This window comes from Micromonospora auratinigra (assembly GCF_900089595.1).
GTDB lineage: Bacteria > Actinomycetota > Actinomycetes > Mycobacteriales > Micromonosporaceae > Micromonospora > Micromonospora auratinigra.
Window position 1 is genome coordinate 18,734 of the sequence record NZ_LT594323.1, and the last position, 12,326, is coordinate 31,059.

Here is a 12,326-nt window from a genome sequence, read left to right on the forward strand (position 1 = left end):
TCGACGGCCAGGCTACGCCCGGCCGTCCGCACCGCCGACGGTCGCCGCCGGGTCGCCGCGCAGCACCTGGTCGACGTCGTAGCGGATCGGGCGCTCCAGCTGCTCGTAGGTGCAGGAGCGGGGATCCCGGTCGGGACGCCAGCGGACGAACTGGGCGGTGTGCCGCAGCCGGTCGCCCTCCATCGCGTCGTACCCGACCTCGACCACCAGCTCCGGACGCAGCGGTTCCCACTCGAGGTTCTTGGTGCCGGTCCACCGGCTCACCCCGCCGGGGATGCGCTGGCCGCGCTCGTGGTCGCCGTGCACCCAGGGGTGGTCGCCGTCGACGTCGCGGTAGGGCGCCAGCTCGTCCAGCAGCTCCTTGCGCCGCGCGGCGGTGAACGAGGAGCTGACCCCGATGTGGTGCAGCACGCCCGCGTCGTCGTACAGGCCGAGCAGCAGCGAGCCGACCACCGGACCGGACTTGTGCCAGCGGAAGCCGGCCACCACCGCGTCGGCGGTACGCGCGTGCTTGACCTTGAACATGAGCCGCTTGCCCGGCTCGTACGGCAGGTCGGCCGGCTTGACGATGAGGCCGTCCAGCCCGGCCCCCTCGAACACGTCGAACCAGCGCCGGGCGGTCTCCGGGTCGGTGGTGACCTGGGTGACGTGCACCGGCGGGCGGACCTTGGCCAGCGCCTTCTCCAACGCCGCCCGGCGCTGCGGGTAGGGCCGGTCGGTGAGCAGCTCGTCGTCGAGGGCGAGCAGGTCGAAGGCGACGAAGTCGGCCGGGGTGGTCTCGGCGAGCAGCTTCACCCGGGAGGCGGCCGGGTGGATCCGCTGGGCGAGCAGCTCGAAGTCGAGCCTCGGCTGGCCACCCGGCCCGTCCCGGCGGATCACCACCAGCTCGCCGTCGACCGCGCAGCGGGCCGGGAGCTGGCGTCGGGCCTGCTCCACCACCTCGGGGAAGTAGCGGGTCATCGACTTGCCGCCCCGGCTGGCCAGCTCGACCTCGTCGCCGTCACGGAACACGATGCAGCGGAAGCCGTCCCACTTCGGCTCGTACGTCATCCCGGGCGCGGTGGGCAGTCGGGGCACGCTCTTGGCCAGCATCGGTTCGACCGGCGGGTTGATCGGCAGCTCCACGGCGACCAGTCAATCAGACCCCACCGACGGTCGTGAGGCAGATCACCGGCGGTGGGCGACGGCGTGTCCTCGCCCCGGCCCCTTCGTCACCCGCGCCCGGATGGTGAAACCGCAGCTCAGCGCTACCGTTCCCGGCATGCCGGAGTGGGTCTGCGGGTGTTGCGGCCGCTGGCGGGTGAGCGTGCAGCTGATCCGCGGGCGGTACCGCTACCGGCTGGTGCACCGCTACCGCCCCGAGCACGGCGGCGGCGCGAACGTGATCGGCGAGGTCGCCTCGGTCACCGAGCTGGCGGAGCTGCTGCGCCGGCACGCCCCGGTGGGCCTGGCCGACCTGCGCGAGGCCGCGTAGCCCGCGGCTCCCTCCTGCGCGGGATCCCCCGGCGTCGATCCCGGTCGTACCCTGACCCTGGGTCCATGGGGAGGGAACGCGATGCGGTACGTCGAGTCCGTCGAGATCACCGCCGACGTCGACCGGGTCTGGGCGGTGCAGGTCGACGTGGAGCGCTGGCCGGAGTGGCTGCCCACGGTCACCTCCCTGCGCCGGCTGGACGCCGGCCCGTTCACCGTGGGCTCCTCGGCGCGGCTGGCGCAGCCCCGGCTGCGTCCGGCGGTCTGGCGGGTCACCGAGCTGGACCCCCCGCGCCTCTTCGTCTGGGAGTCCGACAGCCCCGGCGTGCACAGTCGGGGCGAGCACCGGGTCGAGGCGCTGCCGGAGGGCCGGGTCCGGGTCGAGCTGGTGATGGTCCAGACCGGCCCGCTCGCCCGGCCGGTCGGGCTGCTGCTGGGCCGGACCGTCCGCGACTACCTGCGGCAGGAGGCCGCCGCGCTCAAGCGCCGCTGCGAGCAGGGCTGACACCGTCGCGGCCGGTTCATGGCGGGCGGCCCGGCTCGCCCCGGCCCCGGACGAGCGCCGGTCAGACGTCCGCGTCGGCCGGAACGTCGAGCGTCTTCGCCAGGTCGACCAGGCCCGGGCCGGTGTTCAGCGGCCGGTGCCCGAGCAGCACGTACCCGTGCCGCTGGTAGAGCCGCACGTTCTCCGCGCTGGCCGCCCCGGTGAAGAGCGCGAGCCGGGCCACCCGGCCGGCGCAGGCGGCCTCGGCCGCGGCGAGCAGCAGCCCGCCCACACCCCGGCCCTGCTGGTCCGGGGCGACCGAGAGCCGGCCGACGTGGGCGGTGTCCCCGTCGATCCGGACGCGTACCGAGCCGATCAGACGAGGGCCGCGCCGGGCGGCCAGCACGATCGTCGGCCCGGCCAGCGCGGCCCGAACCTCGTCCAGCGTCTCGGTCAACGGCGGCAGGAACGGGTCGGCGTAGCGCTGCGCCTCCACCAGGTAGGCGGCGCGCTGCACGGTGAGGATCTCGCCGGCGTCCGCGACGCCGGCCGGGGCGATGGTCACCTGATCGGTCACCGGGCAAGCCCACCACAGCCCGTCGCGCCGACGCCGGGCGGCCCACCCGCCCCGGCCGTACGCTGGCGGTGTCCCGCGCGAGGAGGTGGCCGTGCCCGAGCTGACGTACGCCGAGGTGGGGGCGACCCGCGACGGGCGCCTGCCGGCCGGCTACCACCACCTGCGCCACCGGGTCCGGTTGCCCGACGGGTGCTTCGCCCGGGCGGCGGACGCGGTGCTCGGCTGGCGGCTGCACCGGGCGGCGGGTGTGGTGATGCGCACCGACGCGCCCCGGGCCGACGCGGGCGTGCGGGTCACTCCCGGGCTCGGCGTCGGGCCGCTGCGGATCTGGGGCCCGACCGAGGTGGTCTGGGCGGTCGACGGGCCGGACCGGGCCGGCTTCGGCTACGGCACGCTGCCCGGGCACCCGGAGACCGGCGAGGAGGCGTTCGTGGTCACCCGGGCGGCGGACGGGGTGTGGTTCGAGGTGTCCGCGTTCAGCCGGCCGGCCCGCTGGTACGTGCGGGCCGCCGGGCCGGTCACCCGGGCCTTCCAGCAGGCGTACGCCTGGTGGCTGGGGCGTACCCTGCGCCGGCTCTGCGCCGGCCGGTAGCCGGGCCGCCCGGTCAGTAGCCGGCGAACGAGCGGATGGTGGCCCGGGGGCCGTACTTCGGGGCCTGGATGCCGGCCGCCTCCAGCAGCAGGCAGACCCGCCCCCGGTGGCCGCGGAACGGCTCCAGCAGCGCCAGCATCCGGGCGTCGTCACCGCGCGGCTCACCGGCCAGCGCCCAGGCGACCGTGTTCGGCACGTGGTAGTCGCCGACGCTGACCGCGTCCGGGTCCCCGTACGCGATCCGGACCACCTCGGCGGCGGTCCACGGGCCGATGCCGGGGATCGCGGTGAGCCGGCGGGTGGCCTCGACCGCGTCGGCGCAGCGCTCCAGCCGGTCGGCGACGGCGGCCGCGCGACGCAGCGTGTCCGCCCGGCGTTGCTCCACCCCGAACGGGTGGAAGACCCAGTACGGCGTGGCCGCCACCGCCGCGGCGGTCGGCGGGAGCAGCAGCGGCTGGAGCGGGCCGGGAGCCGCCTCCCGGAAGTGCCGCACGGTCGCCGCGTACGCCCGGTAGGCCTCCTTGCCGGTGACCTTCTGCTCGAAGACGGCCCGCAGCAGCCGGGGGAAGACCTGGCCGGTGGCCGGCATCCGCACCCCGTGGTGCTCGCGGGCCAGCCGGGCGACCAGCGGGTGCGCCGCCGCGAGGTCGGCGAAACCGGTGAGGTCGTCGCGCAGCCCGGCCACCGCGTCGGCCCGCTCGACCACCCAGTCGGCGCCCGGCCCGTACCCCTCGGCGACCAGGTCGCCCGCTGCGGGGCGCAGGGCCAGGGTGGCGGGGCCGGCCGGGGTGCGGGTGGCCCACCAGAAGGTGCCGGCGGCGACCCGGGCGCACGGATCGTACGGGCTGAAGGTGAGCCCGCGCACCGAGGCGGCCAGTCGGTAGCCGGCCGGTGGGCGCAGCGTCCGGCGGGCGGTGGGGGTGCTCACCCCGCCCACTCTGCCACGACGCCCGGCCGTGACGGGCGACACCGCCGGCGCGTGGGGCGCCGGCGGTGCCGCCGACCGGAGCGGTCCGGCCGGAAACGGCCGTGGGGTGGGTTGGGGGGACCTCGGCGGGGCGCCGGCTGGCATCGGCGCGCCCGCCGCCCGCACCGCTCCGGGGTCTCGGGTCCGGCGAAGGTTGCGGAGCCGGCCCGAGCGGCGCGATCCGGCGCTGCGGCGTCGGCCCGCGGGGCGGGCCGACGCCGCGCCGGGACGCGGGCGCTGCCGGTACGCCGGGCGTCCGGTTCAGGACGGTGGCCGGTCGCGCCCTCCCCGGCTGCGACCGGCCACCGGGTCCGTACCCGGTCGGCTCAGTACGAGTAGCCGCCGCCCGAGTCGCCCGAGTCGCCGCCGCCGGCCGGCGGGGCGACCGGCTTCGGGGTGCCGGTCGGTACGCAGGTCAGGTTCTTCTTGCCGTTCTGGTCGACCACCCACCAGGTGCCGCCGACGCCCTGGCCCTTCCACTGGCCCGGCTTCTTGTCCCCGATGTAGCGGTAGACCGGCCAGCCCCCGATGGTGATCTGCCGGGTCCCGTCCTGGCGGGTGACGGTGCCGACCTTGTCGTCGGAGACGCCCTGCAACTGCGGGTTGCCGTCGGTCAGCGCGGGCGGCCAGACCTGGGCGCACTTGTCCACGCAGTTCGACTGCGGCGGGTCGGCGGAGTCCTTGTCGAAGCGGTACAGGACCCAGCCGTTCTGGTCGGTGACGACGTTGCCCATCCGGGGCACCTTCTTGCCGATGAGCTGGTCGGTGAGCTTCACGTCGGCCGGCGGCGCCTGGTCGCCGGCGGGCGCCTCCGGGCTGGCGGAGGCCTCCGGTTCGGCCGCCGCCGTGGGCTCGGCCGCGGCGACGGCGACCGGCTCGGCCGCGCTCGAGTTCGCTCCGTCGTAGCCCGCGGGCGCGCAGGCCGTCAGTGCGACCATGGCGCTCGCGACGATGACGGTCGTCCGCTTCAGGTGTGCCACGTGCCCTCCTCATTCTTGGCAGTTCACCGGGTAGTACGGGTGGCGCGCTGTCAAGGTTGAAGGGGAAAGGGTGCTCCATTTCACAGTGGATCGGTTGAACCGTTCCGGCTCGGGACACGTGGGGGAGCACGACGGGCCGAGCCTGCCCGGACACGCCGCGACGGCGCCGGGCGGTGTCGCTGCCCGGCGCCGTCGCGTACGGCGGGATCAGAGGTCGTCGACGGTGACCAGTGGTGTGGCGATGCCACTGGCGTCGATCGACTGCACCTGGATCTTGTCGATGTCGTTCCTGCCCGCCGAGGTGGAGGCGCTCAGCTCCAGCGGCGTGGTGCGGGCGCTGGTGCCGTAGCCGGTCCCCGGCACCGACCAGCTCGACACCACCTCGCTGGTCTTGTTCTTGCGGATCACCACCAGCCGGCAGGTGCGCGGCCCCGGCAGCTTGGAGAGCTGGACGTAGATCTGGGTGCCGTAGTCCTTGGACGCCACGAACATCGTGGTCCTGACGCCGGTGCCGGGATCTGTCGCGTTGTGCTTCTCACCCTCCTGCTCGATGTTGTCGCCGATGTTGGGATCGTCGGTCGAGGTCGGGCCGGGCGACGGCGCGGCGGTGGGCACCGTCGGGGCCGGCTCGGCCTGCTGGAACTGGCGGTCGTCGTGGAACACGGTGGCGAAGCCCGCGCCGGTCAGCGCGCCGAACGCCACCACCGCCGCCGCGGCGGCCAGGATCTGCCGCATCCGGGTACGCCGCCGGTCCAGCCGCACCGCGTGCAGCGTCCGGTCCAGCAGCGCCGGATCGGTCTGGGTCTGCTCCAGCGCCATCATCGTCTCGCCGTCGATACCGGAGAGCATGCCCACCACCGGGACCATCGTCTCCAGCTCGGCGGCGCACGCCCAGCAGGTGGCGAGGTGCTCCTCGAACCGCTCCGCCTCCTGCGCGTCCAGCACGCCGAGCGCGTACGCGGCGACGTCCATGTGGTCTGCCCGGCTCATTCCGTCACCCCCCTCTCCTGCAGAGCCGTGCGCAGCGCGCGCAGCGCGTAGTAGACCCGTGACTTCGCGGTGCCGAGCGGCAGGCCCAGTTCCTCGGCCGCCTCGGGCACGGTGCGCCCCCGGAAGTACGTGGCCACCAGGATCTCCCGGTGCGACTGGCTCAGCGTACGCAGCGCGTCGGCCACGGTCATCGTGCGCAGCACCCGGTCGGTGCTGTCCGCCTCCGCGAAGGCGGTCAGGTCCCGGTCGTACGTCTCGGCCGGCCGGGCCTGCTCGCTGCGGTGCTCGTCGATGGCGATCCGGCGGGCCACCGTGACCAGCCACGGGCGCAGTGAGCCCTGGCCCTGCACGCCGAGCCGGTGCGCGTTGCGCCAGGCCCGCAGCAGCGTCTCCTGCACGATGTCCTCGGCGCGCTGCCGGTCCCCGCCGGTCAGCCGCATCACGAACATCAGCAGCGGCCCGGCGTGCTCGGCGTAGAGCAGCCGGATCAGCTGGTCGGAATGACTGGCCTCGGTGGACGTCGCCTGGTGGCGCCCGGGCGCCGGTTGCGGCGTCACCGGGTCATTCTGGCGATCCGAGGTGCGGGCGTCGACCCCCCGGCCCGACCTCGTCGCACGCGACTGCGGCTGCGCCCGGGCGAACATCCACTCGGGCCTCGCCACGTCGCCGTGCCAGCCGGCCGCCACCGCATGCATGCAGACCTCCGGGTGTCCAGTGACATCAGCCGGCCCCCCACGGGCATGGCCGCCCGGTGATACGGAACGATCCGCCGCGCGGATCAACGCCGCACGGAAAAAATTCCGGGCGGTGGTGGGGTGGAGTCGGTGGCGTCCGCGTCCCGCACCACCGGGACGCCCCCGGCGAAGCGGTCCAGCTCGGCCCCGGCGAGCACCCGGCCGGGGAACCAGTCCCCGGCGGCCCGCCGGGTCAGCTCCGGCACCGGCGGCTCGACCCGCGACGCGACCAGCACCAGGTTGCCGTAGCGCCGGCCGCGCAGCACCGCCGCGTCACCCACCAGCGCGGCCCGGGGCAGCACGGTGCGGACCGTCGCCACCTGGGCGCGGGCGTGCCGCAGCGGCGGGCCGTCGGCGATGTTGGCCAGGTACCACCCGTCGGGGCGGAGCACCCGGGCCACCTCGGCCGCGTACTCCACCGAGGTCAGGTGCGCCGGGGTGCGGGCACCGGCGAAGACGTCGGCGACCACCACGTCGTACCCGGCGTCGCGGCTCGACGTGAGGGTGGCCCGGGCGTCCGCCACCCGCACCCGCAGCCGGGGGTCCGCCGGCCAGGGCAGCACCCGGCGGACCAGCTCCACCAGGGCACCGTCCAGTTCGGACACCCGCTGGGTGGAGCCGGGTCGGGTCGCGGCCACGTACCGGGGCAGGGTCAGCGCGCCGCCGCCCAGGTGCAGCACCCGCAGCGGCGCGCCGGCCGGGGCGACCAGGTCGATCGCGGCGGCCAGCCGGCGTACGTACTCGAACTCCAGGTGGGTCGGGTCGGTCAGGTCCACGTGCGACTGCGGCGCGCCGTCGAGCAGCAGCGTCCACGAACCGGGCCGGTCCGGGTCCGGCACCACCTCGGCCTGCCCGGTGTCCACCTGCTCGACCACCCGGTCGGCCCCGCGTCGGCGGCCCATCAGCGCCGGATTCCCCGGGCCGCGCCGGTCAGCACCCGGTGCAGCAGGCGGGCGTCGCCGAGCAGCCCGCGCAGCCGCCGCTCCAGGCCGGCGATCGGGACCAGGTTCTGCGGGGCGCGCGGGTCCTTGTACGGGGTGGACGCGAAGCGGGGCAGGGTGACCAGCGAGAGGTCCGCCAACCCGATCGCCTCGGTCTCGGTCAGCTCGGCCGAGCACTCGATCCGGACGATCCCCGCCCATGGCGCGCCGCCGGTGACCGGCAGCCGCAGATACCAGGAGTAGCCGCCCCACGCGGTGCCGAGCCGGAACACCGGGCAGCGCTGCCCCGGGGCCAGGCCGGTGACCACCGCGGTCAGCCGGGCGTCCAGGTACTGGCTGTGCTGGGTCTTGATGTAGCCGAGGGTGCGCGGCAGGTTGCGCCGGCTGCGCAGCGGACCGTCCACCACCAGCAGGTCGCCGTCGGTGCGCACCGCGTCGGAGACCGCCACCTCCAGCGCGGTCAGCGGCCCCTGCACGGCGGCCGGCAGCTTGCTCAGCTCCCCGGTGCCGCTCACCCGGTGCACCGGGTAGTGGATCCGGCCGGCCAGCACGTCCTGCGCGGACGGGCTGGCGGTGAAGAGCCCCCGGCCGACCCGAGCCCCGGCCAGCTCCGCCGCGCCGCGCTCCAGGTCGCAGCGGACCACCCCGGCGGCGTACGAGGCGGCGATGCCGGGGAACGAGCCCCCGTCGTCCTCGGCCGTCCAGACGCTGGCGTCGATCCGGCGTACCCCGTCGACCAGCAGCACCACATCGGGCGCGGTCACGTCCCGGCGGACGTCCAGCGCCCGCCAGTCGGCGGCCGGCAGCTCGACGTCGGCGTCGACCTGGGCGCTGCTCGGCGCCGCCGGACCGGTCCCGCCGGCCGCCTCGAACGAGGCACCGTACGCCGGATCCCAGCTGTCCACATAGAACCGGGGCCGCGTCACCGGGTCGACCTCCGCCGCGCCGCACTCCTCACGCTCACAGGCCCGTCCGCTCGACGCGGGCGGTGCGGGCGTCCTTGCGGACCTCGAAGCGGACCGGGATCCGCTCGGCCAGGGCCGGCACGTGGGTGACCACGCCGACCATCCGGTCGCCGCGGGCGGCCAGGTTCTCCAGGGTGGCGGCGACCGTGTCGAGGGTGGCCGCGTCGAGCGTGCCGAAGCCCTCGTCCAGCACGATCGACTCCAGGCTGGCCGCGGTCGTGGACATCCCGGAGAGCTGCTCCGACAGCGCCAGCGCCAGCGCCAGCGAGGCCTGGAACGTCTCCCCGCCGGAGAGCGTGCGCACGCCCCGGCGCAGCCCCGCGTCGTGGTGGTCGACCACGAAGAACTCGCCCTTGTCGTGGATCAGGTCGTACTGGCCGTTGGAGAGTTCCCGCAGGATCCGCGAGGCGCCGTCGACCAGCAGGTCGAGCGCCTCGGCGAGCAGCCAGCGCTCGAAGTTGTTGGCCCGCAGGTGTCCGGCCAGGGCTCGGGCGACCCGGGCCTCCCGTTCGTGCCCGGCCCGCTGCTCGCGCAGCTCGGCGGCCTGTTCCCGGCGCTCGGTCAGCCGGCGCAGCTCCGCCTCGGCGCGTTCCACCGCCACCGCGGCGTCGCGCAGCGGATCGTCGCCCGGCTCCAGCCCGGCGGCGGTGAAGAGCGCGGCGATCCGCGCCCCGGCCGCGCCGACCGCGGACTCGGCCGCGCCGGTCGCGGCGACCAGCCCGTCCCGGTCGGCCCGCCGCTGCCCGGCCTGCTCGCCGGCCCACGCCGCCAGCGCCGCCCAGGCGGCGGCCACGTCGTCCCGGTCGGCGGCGGGCGGCCCGAACCGGGCCAGCCCGTCCCGCACGGTGTCGAAGTCCCGCCAGGCGCGGCGCAGCCGCTCCTGGGCGCCGTCGAGGGCGGCGCGGGCGCGGCGGGCCGCGTCCCGGCCCGCCCGGACCGTGCCGGCCGCCTCGTCCAGGGCCTGGCGCAGCCGGGCATGCTCGGCAAGGGTGGCCCGCAGCGCGCCCGGCGCGGCGGCCTCGGCGAGCTGCCCGTCCAGCTCGGCCAGCCGGGCCCGCAGCTGGTCGTGCTGGGTCCGGGCGCGCAGCAGCACCCGGTCCAGCTCACGGGCGGCGGCGTCGCGCTCCTGCACCACCTGCTTGGCGGTCTCGCTCGCCGCCCGGGCCGCCTTGCCGGCCTCGATCGCCCGGGCCACCGCCGACCGCTTCGGCACGGCCGGCACCCGGGCGACCGGCTGCTCGCAGACCGGGCAGTCGGCCCCGGCCACCAGGTGGGCCCGCAGCGCGACGGCCTGGTCGGTGGCCTTGGCCTCCTCGTGCGCCCGGAACGCCGCGTCCAGCTCCCGCTCGGCCCGCTCGGCCGCCGACCGGGCCGCGGCCAGGGCGGCGGCCGCCGCGTCGTGCTCGGTCTGCGCGGCCTGCACCGCCGCCCGGACCGTCTCCGCCTCCGTGGTCAGCCGGTCCCGGTCCGCGTGGGCCTTGAGCAGCAACCGCAGCGCGCTCTCGTCGCCCGCCGCGGCCAGCTCGCCGCGCAGCTTCTCCTCGCGCTCCTCGGCCAGCCCGACCGCCGTCGCCGACTCGTCGGCCGCCACCCGGGCGGTGGCGACCGCCCGGGCCAGCTCGGCGATCCCGTCCGGCGGCCGGACCCCGGCCAGCACGGTCAGCTCCGCGTCGAGGGCGTCGAGCGCCGCGGCCCGCTCCCGCGCCGTCGCCCGGGCCCGCTCCAACTCCGGTACGGCGGCGGTGACCGCCGCGGCCAGCTCGCGCATCCCGGCCACCCGCTGCTGTACGGCGGTGAGCGTGTCGTCGTCGACGTCGGTGAGGCCGCCGAGCAGCTTGTCGACCGTGGCCAGCTTCGCCTCGGCCTGGCCGGCGCGCTCGGTGGCCTTCTTCTGCACCTCCTCGTAGACGCCGAGGCCGAGCAGGTTGACCAGGATCTGCTGCCGGGTGGCCGGCTTGGCGTGCAGGAAGTCGGCGAACTGCCCCTGCGGCAGCACCACACAGCTGGTGAACTGCTCGTACGGCAGCCCGACCGCGTCCAGCACCGCCTGTTCCATCTCGGCGGGGGTGCCGGCCACCACCTCGCCGAGGTCCTCCGGGCTGAGCCCGGTGTCGAGCTTGGTGACGTCGAAGCCGGGCGGCATCAGCTGCAACCCGGCGTTGGTGGTCTTCACGGTGCCCCGGCCGTCCCGGCGGACCACCCGGGTGGCCACGTACCGGTCGCCGGCGGACTCGAAGACCAGGCGGACCCGTGCCTCGGTGGCCGACGGGGCGAGCGCGTTGGCCAGCCCCCGGGTGCCGCCCCAGCGGGGCACGGTGCCGTAGAGCGCGAAGCAGATCGCGTCGAGCACCGTCGACTTGCCCGAGCCGGTCGGCCCGACCAGGGCGAAGAAGTCGGCGTCGGTGAAGTCGACGGTGGTCTCCTCGCGGAAGACCGTGAAGCCCGCCATGTCCAGCCGCATCGGCCGCATCAGTGGTCGACCTCCTCGAGCAGCTCGTCGAAGAGCTCCTGGACGCCGTCGTCGGCGTGCCCCCGGCTGCCCAGGTAGTCGGCGAACAGCTCCCGGGGGGAGCGGCCGGCGCGCTGCGCGGTGCGGGTGCCGCTGCCCGGTGCGGGCACCAGCTCCGGGTCGATCCGGATCTCCAGCGCGCGGGGCAGCAGCTCCTGCACCTCCTCGCGGAGCCCGGCGCGGGGCTGCTCGCGGACGTACACCCGCAGCCAGCCCTCCGGCGCGTCGATCTCGGCGAGCTGGGCCAGGGTGCCCCGGACGGTGCGCAGCGCGGTCGCGCCGGGCACCGGCACCTCCCGGACCTGGGCGGCGGTGGTCGCGGTCACCTCGACGACCGTCACCGAGCCGACGTTCTCCTCCTCACCGAAGTCGACCGCGAGCGGGCTGCCGCTGTAGCGGACCGGGCAGGGCCCGATGACCCGCTGGGACCGGTGCAGGTGACCCAGCGCCACGTAGTGCGCGTTGCCCGGGAAGACGGTGGCCGGGACCGCGTAGCCGAGGACGGTGTGCGCGTCCCGCTCGCCGCCGCCGGTGCTCGCCCCGACCACGGTCAGGTGGGCGGTGACCAGGTGCACCCGGTCGGGCTCGGTGAAGCCCTCGGCGAGCCGGGCGAGCACCCGCCCGAGGTGGTCGGCGTACGTCTGGTTGGCCTCGGCCGGGGTCAGCTCGTACATCTCCACGGCGCGTACCGCGTACCGCTGGGAGAGGAACGGCAGCGCGGCCAACTGCCAGCGCTCGCCGCCGGCGGTGACCCCGTCGATCACGTGCTCGGCCGGGTCGTCGCGGACCGAGCCGCGCAGGGTGATGCCGGCCGCCTCGGCCCAGGGGCGCAGCGCGTCGAGGGCCTGGCCGTTGTCGTGGTTGCCGCCGATCGCCACCACGTCCGCGCCGGTGCGCCGCAGCGCGGTCAGCGCCCGGGTGACCAGCCGGGTCGCCGCCGGGGTGGGCGCGGCGGTGTCGTACAGGTCACCGGCCACGATGACCAGGTCGGGTCGCTCGGTACGGGCGATCTCGATGACCTGGGCGAGCACCTGGGTGTGCTCCTCGGCCCGCGACTGCCCCTTGAGGACCTTGCCCACGTGCCAGTCGGAGGTGTGCAGGATCTTCACGGCCG

13 protein-coding genes are annotated in these 12,326 nt (G+C 76.0%); 3 read left to right on the forward strand and 10 right to left on the reverse strand.

Features of this window, described 5'->3' with window-relative positions; genetic code table 11:
• Positions 1-12: 12 nt before the first annotated feature.
• The gene (locus GA0070611_RS00095; protein ID WP_091655726.1) at positions 13-1,125 is read right to left on the reverse strand and encodes an ATP-dependent DNA ligase; all 1,113 of its coding nucleotides are present in this window, start codon (positions 1,123-1,125) and stop codon (positions 13-15) included.
• A gap of 136 nt (positions 1,126-1,261) precedes the next feature.
• Here GA0070611_RS00095 and GA0070611_RS00100 point away from each other — a divergent pair, with 136 nt between their 5' ends.
• Together GA0070611_RS00100 and GA0070611_RS00105 are read left to right on the forward strand one after the other, a co-directional pair.
• Positions 1,262-1,474 carry a hypothetical protein gene (locus GA0070611_RS00100; protein ID WP_091655727.1) on the forward strand — a complete coding sequence of 71 codons (213 nt, stop codon included), beginning with the start codon at positions 1,262-1,264 and terminating at the stop codon, positions 1,472-1,474.
• A gap of 81 nt (positions 1,475-1,555) precedes the next feature.
• Positions 1,556-1,978: an SRPBCC family protein gene (locus tag GA0070611_RS00105; protein WP_091655728.1), complete on the forward strand. Its 423-nt coding sequence runs from the start codon at positions 1,556-1,558 to the stop codon at positions 1,976-1,978.
• Positions 1,979-2,039: 61 nt separating this feature from the next.
• Here GA0070611_RS00105 and GA0070611_RS00110 read toward each other — a convergent pair whose 3' ends face one another.
• Positions 2,040-2,534 (reverse strand): GNAT family N-acetyltransferase, encoded by a 495-nt coding sequence (locus GA0070611_RS00110; protein ID WP_091655729.1) that lies wholly within the window; start codon positions 2,532-2,534, stop codon positions 2,040-2,042.
• Positions 2,535-2,625: 91 nt separating this feature from the next.
• On the opposite strand from GA0070611_RS00110, the gene GA0070611_RS00115 reads away from it, so the two are divergent.
• Positions 2,626-3,126, forward strand: a complete 501-nt coding sequence (locus tag GA0070611_RS00115) for a DUF1990 family protein (protein ID WP_091655730.1) — start codon at positions 2,626-2,628, stop codon at positions 3,124-3,126.
• 13 nt (positions 3,127-3,139) lie between these two features.
• Here the strand turns inward: GA0070611_RS00115 and GA0070611_RS00120 are convergent, their stop codons facing one another.
• From GA0070611_RS00120 to GA0070611_RS00155, 8 genes are all read right to left on the reverse strand, one after another.
• Positions 3,140-4,054, reverse strand: coding sequence for a DNA-3-methyladenine glycosylase family protein (locus GA0070611_RS00120; protein ID WP_407940402.1), 915 nt, complete (start codon positions 4,052-4,054; stop codon positions 3,140-3,142).
• Between the two features lie 365 nt (positions 4,055-4,419).
• Positions 4,420-5,073, reverse strand: a complete 654-nt coding sequence (locus GA0070611_RS00125) for a COG4315 family predicted lipoprotein (protein WP_091655732.1) — start codon at positions 5,071-5,073, stop codon at positions 4,420-4,422.
• Between the two features lie 207 nt (positions 5,074-5,280).
• Entirely contained in the window at positions 5,281-6,063 is a 783-nt protein-coding gene (locus GA0070611_RS00130) for an anti-sigma factor family protein (RefSeq protein ID WP_091655733.1), read from the reverse strand.
• Positions 6,060-6,758, reverse strand: a complete 699-nt coding sequence (locus GA0070611_RS00135; RefSeq protein WP_091655734.1) for a sigma-70 family RNA polymerase sigma factor — start codon at positions 6,756-6,758, stop codon at positions 6,060-6,062. Before GA0070611_RS00135 ends, GA0070611_RS00130 begins: the two co-directional genes overlap by 4 nt.
• 83 nt (positions 6,759-6,841) lie before the next feature.
• The gene (locus tag GA0070611_RS00140; protein ID WP_091655735.1) at positions 6,842-7,699 is read right to left on the reverse strand and encodes a spermidine synthase; all 858 of its coding nucleotides are present in this window, start codon (positions 7,697-7,699) and stop codon (positions 6,842-6,844) included.
• A complete protein-coding gene (locus tag GA0070611_RS00145; protein WP_091655736.1) occupies positions 7,699-8,664 on the reverse strand; it encodes a hypothetical protein in 966 nt (321 codons plus the stop codon). The genes GA0070611_RS00140 and GA0070611_RS00145 overlap by 1 nt, the downstream gene beginning before the upstream one ends.
• A 34-nt stretch (positions 8,665-8,698) precedes the next feature.
• Positions 8,699-11,173 (reverse strand): AAA family ATPase, encoded by a 2,475-nt coding sequence (locus GA0070611_RS00150; RefSeq protein WP_091655737.1) that lies wholly within the window; start codon positions 11,171-11,173, stop codon positions 8,699-8,701.
• A complete protein-coding gene (locus tag GA0070611_RS00155; RefSeq protein ID WP_091655738.1) occupies positions 11,173-12,321 on the reverse strand; it encodes an exonuclease SbcCD subunit D in 1,149 nt (382 codons plus the stop codon). Before GA0070611_RS00155 ends, GA0070611_RS00150 begins: the two co-directional genes overlap by 1 nt.
• Positions 12,322-12,326: the final 5 nt, after the last annotated feature.